24 protein-coding genes are annotated in these 13,937 nt (G+C 55.7%); all 24 read right to left on the bottom strand.

Annotated elements, in window-relative coordinates:
- Nucleotides 1–20: 20 nt before the first annotated feature.
- On the bottom strand, nt 21–1,346 hold the full coding sequence (gene secY / locus GZH91_RS03710; RefSeq protein ID WP_147074868.1) for a preprotein translocase subunit SecY: 1,326 nt from the start codon (nt 1,344–1,346) through the stop codon (nt 21–23).
- Nucleotides 1,347–1,349: 3 nt separating this feature from the next.
- Nucleotides 1,350–1,784, bottom strand: coding sequence for a 50S ribosomal protein L15 (rplO, locus tag GZH91_RS03705; RefSeq protein WP_147074869.1), 435 nt, complete (start codon nt 1,782–1,784; stop codon nt 1,350–1,352).
- Nucleotides 1,785–1,973, bottom strand: coding sequence for a 50S ribosomal protein L30 (gene rpmD, locus GZH91_RS03700; protein ID WP_147074870.1), 189 nt, complete (start codon nt 1,971–1,973; stop codon nt 1,785–1,787). It abuts the gene before it with no gap.
- A gap of 3 nt (nt 1,974–1,976) precedes the next feature.
- Nucleotides 1,977–2,486, bottom strand: coding sequence for a 30S ribosomal protein S5 (gene rpsE, locus GZH91_RS03695; protein ID WP_147074887.1), 510 nt, complete (start codon nt 2,484–2,486; stop codon nt 1,977–1,979).
- A 12-nt stretch (nt 2,487–2,498) separates the two neighbouring features.
- Nucleotides 2,499–2,852 (bottom strand): 50S ribosomal protein L18, encoded by a 354-nt coding sequence (rplR, locus tag GZH91_RS03690; RefSeq protein WP_147074871.1) that lies wholly within the window; start codon nt 2,850–2,852, stop codon nt 2,499–2,501.
- A 13-nt stretch (nt 2,853–2,865) separates the two neighbouring features.
- The gene (rplF, locus tag GZH91_RS03685; RefSeq protein WP_147074872.1) at nt 2,866–3,399 is read right to left on the bottom strand and encodes a 50S ribosomal protein L6; all 534 of its coding nucleotides are present in this window, start codon (nt 3,397–3,399) and stop codon (nt 2,866–2,868) included.
- Nucleotides 3,400–3,411: 12 nt separating this feature from the next.
- The gene (gene rpsH, locus GZH91_RS03680) at nt 3,412–3,807 is read right to left on the bottom strand and encodes a 30S ribosomal protein S8 (protein ID WP_147074873.1); all 396 of its coding nucleotides are present in this window, start codon (nt 3,805–3,807) and stop codon (nt 3,412–3,414) included.
- Between the two features lie 15 nt (nt 3,808–3,822).
- Entirely contained in the window at nt 3,823–4,128 is a 306-nt protein-coding gene (gene rpsN / locus GZH91_RS03675) for a 30S ribosomal protein S14 (protein ID WP_147074874.1), read from the bottom strand.
- Nucleotides 4,129–4,135: 7 nt separating this feature from the next.
- Nucleotides 4,136–4,675 (bottom strand): 50S ribosomal protein L5, encoded by a 540-nt coding sequence (rplE, locus tag GZH91_RS03670; RefSeq protein ID WP_147074875.1) that lies wholly within the window; start codon nt 4,673–4,675, stop codon nt 4,136–4,138.
- Between the two features lie 9 nt (nt 4,676–4,684).
- The gene (gene rplX, locus GZH91_RS03665; protein ID WP_147074876.1) at nt 4,685–5,002 is read right to left on the bottom strand and encodes a 50S ribosomal protein L24; all 318 of its coding nucleotides are present in this window, start codon (nt 5,000–5,002) and stop codon (nt 4,685–4,687) included.
- 10 nt (nt 5,003–5,012) lie between these two features.
- On the bottom strand, nt 5,013–5,381 hold the full coding sequence (rplN, locus tag GZH91_RS03660) for a 50S ribosomal protein L14 (RefSeq protein ID WP_124705141.1): 369 nt from the start codon (nt 5,379–5,381) through the stop codon (nt 5,013–5,015).
- Between the two features lie 138 nt (nt 5,382–5,519).
- Entirely contained in the window at nt 5,520–5,789 is a 270-nt protein-coding gene (gene rpsQ, locus GZH91_RS03655; protein ID WP_147074877.1) for a 30S ribosomal protein S17, read from the bottom strand.
- Nucleotides 5,786–5,989: a 50S ribosomal protein L29 gene (rpmC, locus tag GZH91_RS03650; protein WP_147074878.1), complete on the bottom strand. Its 204-nt coding sequence runs from the start codon at nt 5,987–5,989 to the stop codon at nt 5,786–5,788. Before rpmC ends, rpsQ begins: the two co-directional genes overlap by 4 nt.
- Before the next feature lie 2 nt (nt 5,990–5,991).
- Nucleotides 5,992–6,408, bottom strand: a complete 417-nt coding sequence (gene rplP, locus GZH91_RS03645) for a 50S ribosomal protein L16 (protein WP_147074879.1) — start codon at nt 6,406–6,408, stop codon at nt 5,992–5,994.
- Nucleotides 6,392–7,102, bottom strand: coding sequence for a 30S ribosomal protein S3 (gene rpsC, locus GZH91_RS03640; protein ID WP_147074880.1), 711 nt, complete (start codon nt 7,100–7,102; stop codon nt 6,392–6,394). The genes rplP and rpsC overlap by 17 nt, the downstream gene beginning before the upstream one ends.
- A 9-nt stretch (nt 7,103–7,111) precedes the next feature.
- On the bottom strand, nt 7,112–7,444 hold the full coding sequence (rplV, locus tag GZH91_RS03635) for a 50S ribosomal protein L22 (protein ID WP_147074888.1): 333 nt from the start codon (nt 7,442–7,444) through the stop codon (nt 7,112–7,114).
- An 8-nt stretch (nt 7,445–7,452) separates the two neighbouring features.
- Nucleotides 7,453–7,728, bottom strand: a complete 276-nt coding sequence (gene rpsS / locus GZH91_RS03630; RefSeq protein ID WP_147074881.1) for a 30S ribosomal protein S19 — start codon at nt 7,726–7,728, stop codon at nt 7,453–7,455.
- A 13-nt stretch (nt 7,729–7,741) separates the two neighbouring features.
- Nucleotides 7,742–8,569, bottom strand: coding sequence for a 50S ribosomal protein L2 (rplB, locus tag GZH91_RS03625; RefSeq protein WP_147074882.1), 828 nt, complete (start codon nt 8,567–8,569; stop codon nt 7,742–7,744).
- 9 nt (nt 8,570–8,578) lie between these two features.
- On the bottom strand, nt 8,579–8,890 hold the full coding sequence (gene rplW, locus GZH91_RS03620; protein WP_198415388.1) for a 50S ribosomal protein L23: 312 nt from the start codon (nt 8,888–8,890) through the stop codon (nt 8,579–8,581).
- Nucleotides 8,887–9,507 carry a 50S ribosomal protein L4 gene (gene rplD, locus GZH91_RS03615; protein WP_147074883.1) on the bottom strand — a complete coding sequence of 207 codons (621 nt, stop codon included), beginning with the start codon at nt 9,505–9,507 and terminating at the stop codon, nt 8,887–8,889. The genes rplW and rplD overlap by 4 nt, the downstream gene beginning before the upstream one ends.
- Nucleotides 9,507–10,151, bottom strand: a complete 645-nt coding sequence (rplC, locus tag GZH91_RS03610; RefSeq protein WP_147074884.1) for a 50S ribosomal protein L3 — start codon at nt 10,149–10,151, stop codon at nt 9,507–9,509. The genes rplD and rplC overlap by 1 nt, the downstream gene beginning before the upstream one ends.
- A 77-nt stretch (nt 10,152–10,228) precedes the next feature.
- Nucleotides 10,229–10,537, bottom strand: coding sequence for a 30S ribosomal protein S10 (gene rpsJ / locus GZH91_RS03605; protein WP_124705151.1), 309 nt, complete (start codon nt 10,535–10,537; stop codon nt 10,229–10,231).
- Between the two features lie 81 nt (nt 10,538–10,618).
- Nucleotides 10,619–11,809 (bottom strand): elongation factor Tu, encoded by a 1,191-nt coding sequence (gene tuf / locus GZH91_RS03600; protein WP_147075184.1) that lies wholly within the window; start codon nt 11,807–11,809, stop codon nt 10,619–10,621.
- A gap of 24 nt (nt 11,810–11,833) precedes the next feature.
- Nucleotides 11,834–13,924 carry an elongation factor G gene (gene fusA / locus GZH91_RS03595; protein WP_147075041.1) on the bottom strand — a complete coding sequence of 697 codons (2,091 nt, stop codon included), beginning with the start codon at nt 13,922–13,924 and terminating at the stop codon, nt 11,834–11,836.
- Nucleotides 13,925–13,937 lie beyond the last annotated feature (13 nt).

The following is a 13,937-nucleotide window of genomic DNA, read 5'->3' as shown; positions in this document are numbered from 1 at the left end:
ACTATCGATTCACCAACCGCTTAGCGCGAAACAAAACCATTACCCTTGAAGTTCGCCTTCTTGAGCAGCCCCTCATATTGGTGGGACATGATGTAGGCCTGAACCTGTGCCATGAAATCCATGGTCACCACCACAATGATCAGCAGTGAGGTGCCACCAAAATAGAACGGCACATTAAATTTCACGATCAGAAACTCGGGCAGCAAACACACCAGCGTGATGTAGATTGCACCCACCAGGGTCAAACGCCCCATAATCTTGTCGATGTAACGTGCGGTCTGCTCACCAGGACGAATTCCCGGTACAAACGCGCCGCTCTTTTTAAGGTTATCTGCCGTCTCCTTGGGGTTAAACACCAGGGCGGTATAGAAAAAACAGAAAAAGACAATTGCAGACGCATACAGAATCACGTAAATCGGCTGCCCCGGTGACAAAGTCGCGCCGACATCTTTCAACCAGCTCATGCTTTCATGGCTACCAAACCAGCCAGCCAGGGTTGCCGGGAACAAAATGATGCTCGAGGCAAAAATCGGCGGAATCACCCCAGCCATGTTCAGCTTGAGCGGCAGGTGCGAACTTTGCCCGCCATAAACCTTATTCCCCACCTGGCGCTTGGCGTAATTCACCAGAATTTTGCGCTGGCCGCGCTCCACAAACACCACCAACGCAGTTACCAGCACTACCGCAACGAACAACAGCAGCACCAGCGGTATCGAGAACGCGCCCGTACGCGTCAACTCCAGCGTGCCCCCAATCGCATGGGGCAGCCCGGCAACAATACCACCGAAAATAATCATCGAAATACCGTTACCAATGCCGCGCTCGGTAATCTGCTCACCCAGCCACATCAGGAACATGGTGCCGGCAACTAGCGTCATTACCGCCGTCAGACGGAACATATAGCCCGGATCGATCACCAGACCAGGCTGCGCCTCCAGCGCGATGGCAATACCCAGCCCCTGAAAAAAGGCCAACGCCACGGTGCCATATCGGGTGTACTGGGTTATCTTGCGGCGCCCACTCTCGCCTTCTTTCTTCAGCGCTTCCAATTGCGGGGAAACCACCGTCAGCAGCTGCATAATGATGGATGCCGAAATATACGGCATGATCCCCAGCGCAAACACGGTGAAGCGCGACAACGCACCACCCGAGAACATGTTAAACATGCCCAGGATGCCGCCCTCCTGAGAACGGAATAACTGCTCCAAGGTAACCGGGTCAATGCCAGGTACCGGAATATGCGCGCCGATGCGGTACACCACCAGCGCACCGATCAGGAACAGCAAGCGCCGCTTCAAATCGCCGAATTTGTCGGCACCACCAGTACTGGGCTTATTCGCAGCCAAGATTTATTCCGCGAAGCTGCCGCCGGCAGCTTCAATAGCTGCGCGCGCACCTTGAGTGGCCAATACACCATGCAGCTTCACCGCACGCTTTAATTGGCCGCACAGAATCACTTTCGCCGTCTTGGCACGGGCATGGACAATGCCAGCCTGCTTGAGCACCAGGATATCGATGTCATCAACCGGCAGCTTGTCCAGATCGGACAACCGCACTTGTGCAGTATCGCCTGCGCTCAGCGAAACAAAACCCCGTTTCGGCAGACGGCGCTGCAAAGGCATTTGTCCACCTTCGAAACCGACTTTATGAAAGCCGCCAGCACGCGACTTTTGTCCCTTGTGGCCACGACCTGCAGTCTTGCCCAGGCCGCTACCTATGCCACGACCGACGCGGCGCCTTGCGCTGTTGCTGCCGCCGGCAGGTTTGATAGTATTAAGTTGCATTTAGCCCTCGCACTTCACGAGATAATTGACTTTGTTGACCATGCCGCGATTGGCCGGGGTGTCCAGCACTTCCACGGTATGGTGCATACGCCGCAGACCCAGACCGCGGACGCAGGCACGGTGGGATTGTTTGGTACCAATAACGCTTTTAACCAGCGTCACCTTCATCGTTTTGGCAGTAGCAGTCATCACTTACTCCATGATCTCTTCGATGGATTTGCCGCGCTTGGCAGCAATTTCCGAAGGAGAATTTACCTGTAGCAGACCGTTGATGGTTGCACGCACCACGTTATAAGGATTGGTGGAGCCTATACACTTGGCCAGGATGTTATGCACGCCCATCACTTCGAACACGGCACGCATTGGGCCGCCGGCGATAATACCGGTACCTTCGGAGGCCGGCTGCATGTAAACCACTGCAGCGCCATGCTTGCCTATTACGGCGTGATGCAGGGTGCCGTTTTTGAGGTTGACTTTAACCAGTTTGCGGCGCGCCTCATCCATTGCCTTCTGCACCGCAACCGGCACTTCACGCGACTTGCCTTTACCCATACCGATGCCGCCATCACCATCACCGACCACGGTCAGTGCGGCAAAGCCCAGGATACGGCCACCCTTCACAACCTTGGTCACACGGTTAACGGCAACCATCTTCTCACGCAGGCCGTCGGTACTCTCTTGATTTGTTTCAAATCTTGCCATCATTCACCCCAATTAGAAGCTCAGGCCATGCTCGCGGGCAGCGTCGGCCAAAGCCTTGACGCGTCCGTGGTAACGGAATCCGGAACGGTCAAACGCCACTTCGCTGATGCCAAGACTCCTGGCTTTTTCGGCGATACGCTTGCCCACCGCAACTGCAGCACTGATGTTGCCACCGCTGGCAACCTCCTTGCGCACATCGACTTCGACGGTGGAGGCGCTGACCAGCACCCTGGCGCCTGCTGCATCGATAATCTGTGCGTAGATATGGCAGTTGGAGCGGTACACCACGAGGCGGGTGACTTTTTGCTCTGCAATGCGAGCACGGGTTTTGCGTGCTCTGCGCAGACGCGCGGTATTCTTGTCCATGATTAACCCTTACCTATTTTTTCTTGGTTTCTTTGATCACAACAACTTCATTGGCGTAGCGCACACCTTTGCCTTTATAGGGCTCAGGCTTACGATAGGCGCGCACGTCAGCGGCCACCTGTCCAACTTGCTGGCGATCAATACCCTTGATCAGGATCTCGGTCTGGCTGGGCGTTTCCACTTTCACGCCGACGGGCATCTTGTGCACAACCGGATGCGAATAACCCAGAGAAAGATTCAACACATCCCCGGCGGCCTGGGCACGATAACCCACACCCACCAGAGTCAGTTTTTTCTCAAAGCCCTTGGTCACCCCCTGCACCATGTTGGCCAATAATGCGCGCATGGTGCCGGACATGGAATTGGAACGAATGGTTTCAAAAGCAGCCCTGAATTGCAGGGCATCGCCATCACGCTCGACGACAACATCCGCATTGGCACGTTGCACCAACGTGCCCAGCGGGCCTTTGACGGTAATTGCATCAGCACTCAGGGTCACTTCGACACCTGCAGGCACAGCAACCGGATTTTTAGCTACACGAGACATTGCAATACCCCATCAGGCCACGATGCACAGAACTTCGCCGCCCACGCCATTGGCGCGCGCCTTGCGATCGGTCATCACCCCGTGAGAGGTGGACACGATAGCGATACCCAGTCCGTTCATCACTTTAGGAATTTCCTGGCTGCCTTTATAAATCCGCAGACCAGGACGGCTTACACGTTCGATTCTTTCGATAACGGGACGGCCGGCATAATATTTGAGACTGATGTTCAGCTCAGGCTTGCCGTCATTTTCACGCACAGCAAAATCGTCGATATAGCCTTCATCTTTTAATACTTGCGCAATGGCAGTCTTGACCTTGGAGGCAGGCATCACCACCGCGGTTTTTTCGACGCTCTGGGCATTGCGGATACGCGTCAGCATATCGGCAATCGGATCACTCATACTCATTCGATATTCCCCCGCTTACCAGCTGGCCTTAACCATGCCCGGCACTTCACCGCGCATGGCGATCTCGCGCAGCTTAATGCGCCCCAGACCAAACTTACTGTATACGCCACGCGGACGACCAGTCAGCTGGCAACGATTGCGCAGACGAACCGGGCTGGCATCCCTTGGCAGCTTTTGCAGTTTAAGGCGCGCCTCGTAGCGCTCCTCATCAGACAATTTTTCATTACCGGCAGCAGCGAGCAACTCGGCGCGCTTGACAGCATATTTCTTGACCGTTGCACGGCGCTTTTTATCACGGTTGATCAAAGCAAGTTTTGCCATGACGTCCTCAGCTCTTGAACGGGAATTTAAAGGCGGCCAGCAGTGCACGCGCCTCTTCGTCGGTATTCGCAGTGGTGGTAATGGTAATATTCATACCACGCAACGCGTCGATTTTATCGTATTCGATTTCCGGGAAAATGATCTGCTCACGCACACCCATGTTGTAATTGCCGCGGCCGTCAAAAGACTTGCCCGACAAACCACGGAAGTCGCGGATACGCGGAATGGCAACCGTCACCAAACGATCCAGGAATTCATACATGCGTTCACGACGCAGGGTCACCATACAGCCCACCGGGTAATCATCACGGATTTTGAAGCCCGCAATCGATTTCTTCGATTTGGTGACCACCGCCTTCTGTCCGGCAATTTTTTGCATGTCACCCACAGCGTGCTCCATCACCTTCTTGTCAGCCACCGCCTCGCCCACGCCCATATTCAGCGTGATCTTTTCGATACGCGGCACTTCCATCACGGACTTGTAGCCAAACTGCTGAGTCAGCTGCGGGGCAACCGTGGTTTTATAAAATTCCTGTAAACGAGCCATGCTCACCCCTTAAGCGTCAACGACTTCGCCGTTAGACTTGAAAATCCGGACCTTGCGGCCATCTTCAAGAACCTTGAAGCCAACACGATCAGCGCGCCTGGAAACCGTGTTAAACAGCGCGACGTTGGAAATATGGATCGGCATTTCCTTCGACACAATCCCGCCGGCCTCACCTTTGACCGGATTCGGCTTGACGTGTTTTTTTACGCTATTGACACCCTCGACCAGCAGGCGGTCATCATCACGCACACGCAGCACCGAACCGCGCTTACCCTTGTCTTTGCCAGCAATGACGATCACGTCATCGCCCTTACGAATTTTGTTCACATTGCTCCCCTTACAGAACTTCAGGAGCCAAGGACACAATTTTCATGAAGCGCTCGGTACGCAACTCACGCGTCACCGGGCCGAAAATACGTGTACCAATCGGTTCCAGCTTGTTGTTCAACAGGACAGCAGCGTTGCCGTCGAACTTGATTAACGAACCATCGGGTCGGCGCACACCCTTGGCAGTACGCACCACCACGGCGTTATATACGTCGCCTTTTTTGACGCGGCCGCGCGGGGCAGCATCCTTGATGGTAACCTTGATGATGTCACCTATGCTTGCGTAACGTCGCTTGGATCCACCCAGCACCTTGATGCACATAACAGAACGCGCACCCGTGTTATCAGCAACATCCAGCCTGGACTGCATTTGAATCATTTAAACTCTCCAACTTAACCCGCCGAGCCAGGTTACCCTGCCAGGACAGCTAGTTTTGGACCCGTACGGGAAGATCGCCGTTTCCGGCGGGACGAAAAGCGTTATATTATACCAGCTCTTTAGCCAAAGTACAATACATTAAGCTGCGTGCGCTTTCTCTACCAGTCCGGCAACACGCCAGGACTTGGTTTTGGCGATCGGACGGCACTCTTCGATAATAACCATGTCACCCTCGTGAAACTCATTGTTCTCATCATGGGCGTGGTATTTCTTGGACAGGCGCATCACCTTGCCAATTACCGGGTGTTTCACCTTGCGCTCAACCAGGACAGTGACCGTTTTGTCCATTTTATCGCTGACGACGCGCCCAGAAAGACTACGTGCGACCTTGATTTCGACTTCGCTCATTTGTTTACCGCTTTCAGTTCATTCTCACGCTGAATCGTATGGATACGCGCAATATTTTTGCGCAGCTTACCCAATTCGCTGGTTTTGCTGGTTTGCTGGGTCGCCACCTGCATACGCAGACTGAATTGGGCACGCAACAAATCCAGCAATTCCTGCTTGATTTCCGGGGTGGATTTGGCTCGCAGTTCGCTCGCATTCATAATCAGCTACCTATCATTCGAGTTACAAACACTGTCTGAATTGGCAGCTTGGCAGCGGCCAGGCGGAATGCCTCGCGCGCCAACACCTCATCAACACCGTCCATTTCATAAAGCATCTTGCCAGGCTGGATTTCCGCCACGTAGTACTCTGGGTTACCTTTACCGTTACCCATACGCACTTCAGCCGGCTTTTCCGAGATCGGCTTATCCGGGAAAATGCGAATCCAGATACGCCCACCACGTTTGATGTGACGTGTCATGGCGCGACGGGCGGCTTCAATCTGGCGCGCAGTCAAACGGCCACGACCGATTGCTTTCAAGCCGTATTCACCAAAACTGACCTTGTTGCCGCGTGTAGCAATGCCGGTATTACGACCTTTTTGCTCCTTGCGATACTTCCTTCTAGTTGGCTGCAGCATGTTTCGCTCCTGGCTTTCTTACGCGTTTTTCCGGCTCGGCGGGAGCGGCGGCAGGCTGCTCGCCCTTGGCCAGCGCGTCACCCTTGTATACCCACACCTTGACACCAATAATGCCGTAGGTGGTTTTGGCTTCATGAAAACCATAGTCAATATCTGCACGCAAGGTATGCAGGGGTACACGACCTTCGCGGTACCATTCAGTACGCGCGATTTCAGCCCCGTTCAGGCGGCCGGAACTCATGATTTTTATGCCCTGCGCACCCAGACGCATGGCATTCTGCATGGCGCGCTTCATGGCGCGACGGAACATGATGCGCTTCTCCAGCTGGCTGGCAATATTGGCTGCGATCAGCTGAGCATCGACTTCCGGCTTGCGCACTTCCTCGATATTGATATGCACAGGCACGCCCATCATCTTCTGCACTTGTGATTTCAGCGCCTCAATATCTTCGCCTTTTTTACCAATCACAATGCCTGGACGCGCACTGTGAATCGTAATGCGCGCGTTTTTAGCGGGACGCTCGATAACAATCTTGCTTACCGATGCATTAGCCAGCTTCTTTTTCAGGAAGTCGCGAACTTTCACATCTTCATTCAAGGTAGCTGCAAACGTACGGCTACCGGCATACCACTTGGAAGTCCAGTTACGCGCGACTGCCAGGCGAAACCCAATCGGGTGAATCTTCTGTCCCATTGCCGTTCCTTATTCGTCGCCGACCGTCACAACAATGTGACAAGTCTGTTTGTTGATGCGGTTACCGCGACCTTTGGCACGCGCCATGAATCGCTTCATGGACGGTCCTTGATCAACGGTAATGACAGCGACTTTCAACTCATCGATGTCTGCGCCCTCATTGTGCTCGGCATTGGCTATCGCCGACTCCAGCACCTTCCTGATCACACCAGCGCCTTTTTTGGGGCTGAAAGCCAGGATATTGAGGGCCTTGTCCACCGGCAGACCGCGAATCTGGTCGGCTACCAGGCGGCCTTTTTGGGCCGACATGTGGGTGCCACGTAATACAGCAGAAACTCTCATCATGGCTCCTATTTCTTGGCTTTCTTGTCGGCCGCATGTCCCTTGAAGGTGCGAGTCAGGGAGAACTCCCCCAGCTTGTGGCCTACCATGTTTTCGGAAATGAACACCGGCACATGCAGCTTGCCGTTGTGAACCGCAATTGTCAGACCAATGAAATCAGGCAGCACCGTGGAACGGCGTGACCAGGTCTTAATCGGACGCTTATCATTGCCCGCGCGCGCCGCATCCACCTTTTTCTGCAGATGATCGTCAACAAACGGGCCTTTTTTAACTGAACGTGGCATAACTCTCTACCCTTTAACGTTGATGACGGCGGCGCACAATCATGCCGCTGGTACGCTTGTTGCGACGCGTACGGAAACCCTTGGCAGGCACACCCCACGGACTCACCGGGTGACGCCCTGCCGCAGTTTTACCCTCGCCGCCACCGTGCGGGTGATCGACCGGGTTCATCACCACACCGCGCACAGTCGGGCGGATACCGCGCCAACGGGTTGCACCTGCCTTACCCAGTGAGCGCAGGGAGTGCTCACCATTGCCCACCTCGCCGATCGTAGCGCGGCAGTCTACGTGAACCTTGCGAATCTCACCCGAGCGTAAGCGCAACTGGGCATAACTGCCCTCACGCGCCAGCAGCTGCACCGAAGTACCGGCGGAACGCGCAATCTGCGCACCCTTACCCGGCAGCATCTCCACACAATGCACCGTGGTGCCCACCGGAATATTGCGCAGCGGCAGGGTATTGCCAGCCTTGATCGGGGCATCGGATCCGTTCATCAATTGCATGCCGGCTTCGATACCTTTCGGGGCAATCACGTAGCGGCGCTCGCCGTCGGCATAACACAGCAATGCAAGATGCGCGCTACGGTTAGGGTCGTACTCCAAACGCTCGACCTTGGCCGGGATACCGTCCTTGTTGCGGCAGAAGTCCACCAAACGATAATGCTGCTTGTGCCCCCCCCCCATGTGACGCGTGGTAATGTGGCCATTATTATTGCGCCCTGCGGTTTTGCTCTTGCTTTCAACCAGGGAGGCAACCGGCCTGCCTTTATGCAGACCCGGCGTGACGACCTTGACGACGGCGCGACGGCCAGGGGAAGTTGGTTTAACTTTAATCAGTGCCATTTTCTACTCCTACTGCCCGGCCGTGAAGTTGATTTCCTGCCCCGGCTTCAGGCAGACAAAGGCTTTTTTCCAGTCGCTGCGGCGACCCATGAAGCGGCCGAAGCGCTTTTGCTTGCCCTTGACGTTGGCAATCTGCACGCTTTCCACCTGCACCTTGAACAACAGCTCAACAGCAGCCTTGACCTCGGGCTTGGTGGCATCCGAAGCGACGCGGAAAATGACCTGTTCATGCCTGTCTGCAACGTAAGTGCTTTTTTCTGAAACCTGGGGCGCAAGGATAACCTGCATCAGGCGCGCATCATTGAATTTAACGGGGCTCATGCCAGCATCTCCTCAACCATCTTGACCGCGTTTTTGGTCATCAGCACATTGCCGAAATGCACCATGCTTACCGGGTCAATGTGACGCGCTTCGACCACCAGCACATTAGGCAGGTTGCGCGAGGACATCCACAAATTGTCATCGAGACTGTCGATCACGATCATGACGCGACCCAAACCCATACCCTTCAGCCTGTTTGCCAGGTCTTTGGTCTTCGGCGCCGCCATGGCCATGCTGTCCACCACCGACAAACGGCCTTCGCTGGCCAGCTTCGACAAGATCGACGCCAAACCTGCGCGGTACATCTTGCGGTTGACCTTCTGCGAGAAATTCTCTTCCGGGCTGTTCGGGAAAGTGCGACCACCGCCACGCCAGATGGGGCTGGAGGTCATACCGGAACGCGCCCGGCCGGTACCTTTTTGACGCCATGGCTTTTTCGTACTGTGCTTGACCATTTCGCGGTCTTTTTGCGCACGGTTACCGCTGCGGGCGTTCGCCATGTAGGCGGTCACCACCTGGTGTACCAGCGCCTCGTTGTATTCACGCGCAAACAGCTCGTCGGAAGCGGCCAGCGTGCTGGTCGCCTGACCTTGTTCGTTAATTACCCTGAGTTCCATTATGCACCTGCCTTCACGCTGGGACGCACAACCACGTGGCCGCCCTTGGATCCGGGCACGGCACCCTTGATCAGGATCAACTGGCGTTCGGTATCCACACGCACCACTTCCAGCTTCTGCACGGTACGCTGAACCGCGCCCAGATGGCCGGTCATGCGCTTGCCCGGGAACACGCGACCCGGGTCCTGCGCCTGTCCGATCGAGCCGGGCACATTGTGCGAACGCGAGTTACCATGACTCGCACGGTTAGAGGAAAAATGATGGCGCTTGATAACACCGGCATAGCCCTTGCCCTGGGTTGTGCCGGTCACATCGACCAGCTGACCGGCCTGAAATATTTCTACGCTAACCACACTACCCAGCTGCAGGGCGGCGACATCGGCATCAGCCAGACGAAATTCCTTGAGCAGCTCACCCGCTTCAACCGCAGCCTTGGCGAGATGGCCTGCCTGTGCCTTGGTAACGCGACTGGCACGACGCACACCATAGGCAACCTGCACCGCCGCATAGCCATCGGTGGCAGGGGTTTTGATCTGAGTCACACGGTTGTTCGACACGTCCAGCACAGTGACGGGAACGGTTGAACCGTCCTCGGCAAATAGCCGGGTCATGCCGATCTTGCGACCGACGAGTCCTAAACTCATTTTTCTGTCCTTAACAAAAAGGCGCCGATTTCAATTGACCGGCATTTTTATCCCCGGGAAAACCGCCCGGTACGGATTTAAACCTTGATCTCGACTTCCACGCCCGCAGGCAGGTCCAGTTTCATCAATGCATCTACGGTTTTGTCTGTGGGATCAATAATGTCCATCAGACGCAGGTGAGTGCGGATTTCAAACTGGTCGCGCGATGTTTTGTTGACGTGGGGGGAACGCAATACGTCAAAGCGCTCAATTGAGGTAGGCAGCGGCACCGGGCCCTTTACCACAGCGCCGGTACGTTTCGCAGTCTCGACGATTTCGAGTGCGGACTGATCAATGAGACGATAGTCAAACGCCTTGAGACGGATGCGAATTTTTTGGTTTTGCATAGCAGTACCCTAAAGAGCGGAGCATCAAACGCGAAAGGGCGGGATTGTACCGCCCTTTGCGCTTTTCAGCAAACTTGTTATTTACTCGACGATTTTCGCCACCACACCGGCCCCGACGGTACGGCCGCCTTCGCGAATCGCGAAGCGCAGACCCTCTTCCATCGCCACCGGCGCAATCAGCGCCACCGTCACCGATACGTTGTCGCCCGGCATCACCATTTCGGTGCCGGCCGGCAGCTCCACCGCACCGGTGACGTCGGTGGTGCGGAAGAAAAACTGCGGGCGGTAGCCGTTGAAGAACGGGGTGTGACGGCCGCCCTCGTCCTTGCTCAGCACGTAGATCTCGGCGCTGAACTTGGTGTGCGGGTTGATCGAGCCAGGCTTGGCCAGCACCTGGCCGCGCTCGACGTCTTCGCGCTTGGTGCCGCGCAGCAGGACCCCAACGTTGTCGCCGGCCTGCCCCTGGTCGAGCAGCTTGCGGAACATTTCAACACCGGTGCAGGTGGTCTTGACGGTGGGCTTGAGCCCGACAATCTCGACTTCTTCGCCCACCTTGATGACGCCGCGCTCTATACGGCCGGTCACCACGGTACCCCGACCGGAAATGGAAAACACGTCTTCCACGGGCATCAGGTAGGTGCCGTCGATGGCGCGCTCGGGATCGGGAATGTAGCTGTCAAGGGCCGCCGCCAGCTTGAAGATGGAGGGCTCGCCAATGTCGGACTGGTCGCCTTCCAGCGCTTTGAGCGCACTGCCGATGATGATCGGGGTGTCGTCGCCCGGAAAGTCGTATTTGCTGAGCAGTTCGCGCACTTCCATTTCAACCAGCTCGAGCAGTTCGGCGTCGTCCACCATGTCGGCCTTGTTCATGTAGACAACAATGTAGGGCACGCCCACCTGGCGCGCCAGCAGGATGTGCTCGCGCGTCTGCGGCATGGGGCCGTCGGCCGCCGAGACAACCAGGATGGCCCCGTCCATCTGCGCGGCACCGGTAATCATGTTCTTGATGTAGTCGGCATGGCCCGGGCAGTCGACGTGGGCGTAGTGGCGTTTCTCGGTCTCGTATTCTACGTGGGCGGTGTTGATGGTGATGCCGCGCGCCTTCTCTTCGGGAGCCGAGTCAATGTCTGCGTAGTTCTTCGCCTCACCACCAAATTTCTTCGACAGAATGGTGCTGATCGCCGCCGTCAGCGTGGTCTTGCCGTGGTCAACGTGACCAATGGTGCCAACGTTGACGTGCGGCTTGGTGCGTTCAAACTTGCCTTTTGCCATGATATCTATCCTTTAAATCAGACGTTATTTCTTGTTGATAATCGCTTCAGCGACGTTTTTCGGCGCCTCTGAGTAATGCTTGAATTCCATGCTATAGGTCGCACGCCCCTGGCTCATTGAACGCAGCGTGGTCGAGTAGCCGAACATTTCTGCCAGCGGCACTTCCGCCTTGATCGCCTTGCCGCTCGGCAAGTCTTCCATGCCCTGAATCATGCCGCGGCGCGACGACAAATCGCCCATTACATCCCCCATATAGTCTTCCGGGGTTTCCACCTCGACCGCCATCATGGGCTCCAGCAACACCGGACTGGCTTTGCGCATACCGTCCTTGAAACCCATCGAAGCGGCCATCTTGAACGCATTTTCGTTGGAGTCCACGTCATGATAGGAACCATCGAACAGGGTCACCTTGACGTCAACCACCGGGAACCCTGCAAGCACGCCGTTTGGCAAGGTTTCGCGCAAGCCTTTTTCCACCGCGGGAATAAATTCGCGCGGCACCGTCCCGCCCTTGATGGCATCAACAAATTCAAAGCCCTTACCGGCTTCATTCGGCTCCAGCTTGAGCCAGACATGACCATATTGACCTTTACCACCCGACTGCTTGACGAATTTCCCTTCAACTTCAACCGCTTTTCTGATGGCCTCACGGTAAGCAACCTGCGGCGCGCCCACGTTGGCTTCCACACCGAACTCGCGACGCATGCGATCCACCAGAATTTCCAGATGCAACTCACCCATACCGGAAATAATGGTCTGGCCCGATTCTTCGTCAGTGCGCACTCGGAAAGACGGATCTTCCTGCGCCAGACGGTTCAGGGCCATGCCCATTTTTTCCTGATCAGCCTTGGTCTTTGGCTCAACCGCGACGTGAATCACCGGCTCCGGAAATATCATGCGCTCCAGAATGATGGTCTTATTCAGATCGCACAAGGTATCACCCGTGGTTGCCTCTTTCAGCCCCACCGCAGCCGCAATGTCACCGGCATGCACTTCCTTGATTTCTGCACGCTGGTTGGCGTGCATCTGCAGAATGCGGCCAATGCGCTCTTTTTTGCCCTTGATGGGGTTGTAAACGGTGTCCCCGGATTTCATGGTGCCGGAGTAGACCCGGAAGAAAATCAGCTGACCCACAAACGGGTCGGTCATGATCTTGAATGCCAGGGCTGAGAACGGCTCATCATCAGCCACTTTGCGCTCGCCCTGGGAACCGTCTTCCAGCTCGCCCTTGACCGGAGGAATGTCCAGCGGCGAAGGCAGGTAATCAATCACCGCATCCAGCATGGCCTGCACGCCCTTGTTCTTGAACGCAGAACCGCACAGCATCGGCATGATTTCGCTCGCAATGGTGCGCTTGCGCAGCGCGCCTTTGATTTCTGCAGCGCTCAAGTCACCTTCTTCAAGGTACTTGTTCATCAGCTCTTCAGAAGCCTCAGCCGCAGCCTCGACCATCTTTTCACGCCAGGACTCACACTCGGCCTGCATGCCAGCAGGGATGTCACGCTCGTCGAACTTCATACCCTGGGTGGAATCATCCCAGTAAATGGCTTTCATTTTGACCAGGTCAACCACGCCCTCAAATTTTTCTTCAGCCCCGATCGGCAACTGGATAGGCACCACGTTGGCCTTCAAACGCAAACGCATCTGCTCGTAGACCTTGAGGAAGTTGGCGCCGGTACGGTCCATCTTGTTCACGAATGCCAGACGCGGCACGCCGTATTTGTTGGCCTGGCGCCATACGGTTTCGGATTGCGGCTGCACACCGCCCACCGCACAATACACCATGCAGGCACCATCCAGTACGCGCATGGAACGCTCAACCTCGATCGTGAAATCAACGTGCCCCGGGGTGTCAATGATATTGATGTGGTGTTCCGGGTAGTTGTTTTCCATGCCCTTCCAGAAGCATGTAGTCGCAGCCGAAGTAATGGTGATCCCGCGCTCCTGCTCCTGCTCCATCCAGTCCATGGTCGCAGCGCCATCATGCACTTCGCCGATTTTGTGCGACACACCGGTGTAATACAGGATGCGTTCAGTGGTCGTGGTCTTGCCAGCGTCAATATGTGCGCTAATGCCGATGTTGCGGTAACGTTCTAGAGGAGTTTTGCGTGCCACTTTATTACTACCC

The organism is Sulfuriferula plumbiphila, assembly GCF_009938015.1.
Taxonomy (GTDB): domain Bacteria; phylum Pseudomonadota; class Gammaproteobacteria; order Burkholderiales; family Sulfuriferulaceae; genus Sulfuriferula; species Sulfuriferula plumbiphila.
Note: the sequence above shows the minus strand (reverse complement) of the source record. Positions and strands in the feature narration are given on the sequence as shown.

Excerpts from the sequence above, each read along its gene's own strand:
- rplO (WP_147074869.1), bottom strand. The coding sequence starts at position 1,784 with ATGCAACTTAATACTATCAAACCTGCCGGCGGCAGCAACAGCGCAAGG.
- rpmD (WP_147074870.1), bottom strand. The coding sequence starts at position 1,973 with ATGACTGCTACTGCCAAAACGATGAAGGTGACGCTGGTTAAAAGCGTT.
- rpsE (WP_147074887.1), bottom strand. The coding sequence starts at position 2,486 with ATGGCAAGATTTGAAACAAATCAAGAGAGTACCGACGGCCTGCGTGAG.
- rplR (WP_147074871.1), bottom strand. The coding sequence starts at position 2,852 with ATGGACAAGAATACCGCGCGTCTGCGCAGAGCACGCAAAACCCGTGCT.
- rplF (WP_147074872.1), bottom strand. The coding sequence starts at position 3,399 with ATGTCTCGTGTAGCTAAAAATCCGGTTGCTGTGCCTGCAGGTGTCGAA.
- rpsH (WP_147074873.1), bottom strand. The coding sequence starts at position 3,807 with ATGAGTATGAGTGATCCGATTGCCGATATGCTGACGCGTATCCGCAAT.
- rpsN (WP_147074874.1), bottom strand. The coding sequence starts at position 4,128 with ATGGCAAAACTTGCTTTGATCAACCGTGATAAAAAGCGCCGTGCAACG.
- rplE (WP_147074875.1), bottom strand. The coding sequence starts at position 4,675 with ATGGCTCGTTTACAGGAATTTTATAAAACCACGGTTGCCCCGCAGCTG.
- rplN (WP_124705141.1), bottom strand. The coding sequence starts at position 5,381 with ATGATTCAAATGCAGTCCAGGCTGGATGTTGCTGATAACACGGGTGCG.
- rpsQ (WP_147074877.1), bottom strand. The coding sequence starts at position 5,789 with ATGAGCGAAGTCGAAATCAAGGTCGCACGTAGTCTTTCTGGGCGCGTC.
- rpmC (WP_147074878.1), bottom strand. The coding sequence starts at position 5,989 with ATGAATGCGAGCGAACTGCGAGCCAAATCCACCCCGGAAATCAAGCAG.
- rplP (WP_147074879.1), bottom strand. The coding sequence starts at position 6,408 with ATGCTGCAGCCAACTAGAAGGAAGTATCGCAAGGAGCAAAAAGGTCGT.
- rpsC (WP_147074880.1), bottom strand. The coding sequence starts at position 7,102 with ATGGGACAGAAGATTCACCCGATTGGGTTTCGCCTGGCAGTCGCGCGT.
- rplV (WP_147074888.1), bottom strand. The coding sequence starts at position 7,444 with ATGAGAGTTTCTGCTGTATTACGTGGCACCCACATGTCGGCCCAAAAA.
- rpsS (WP_147074881.1), bottom strand. The coding sequence starts at position 7,728 with ATGCCACGTTCAGTTAAAAAAGGCCCGTTTGTTGACGATCATCTGCAG.
- rplB (WP_147074882.1), bottom strand. The coding sequence starts at position 8,569 with ATGGCACTGATTAAAGTTAAACCAACTTCCCCTGGCCGTCGCGCCGTC.
- rplW (WP_198415388.1), bottom strand. The coding sequence starts at position 8,890 with ATGAGCCCCGTTAAATTCAATGATGCGCGCCTGATGCAGGTTATCCTT.
- rplD (WP_147074883.1), bottom strand. The coding sequence starts at position 9,507 with ATGGAACTCAGGGTAATTAACGAACAAGGTCAGGCGACCAGCACGCTG.
- rplC (WP_147074884.1), bottom strand. The coding sequence starts at position 10,151 with ATGAGTTTAGGACTCGTCGGTCGCAAGATCGGCATGACCCGGCTATTT.
- rpsJ (WP_124705151.1), bottom strand. The coding sequence starts at position 10,537 with ATGCAAAACCAAAAAATTCGCATCCGTCTCAAGGCGTTTGACTATCGT.
- tuf (WP_147075184.1), bottom strand. The coding sequence starts at position 11,809 with ATGGCAAAAGGCAAGTTTGAACGCACCAAGCCGCACGTCAACGTTGGC.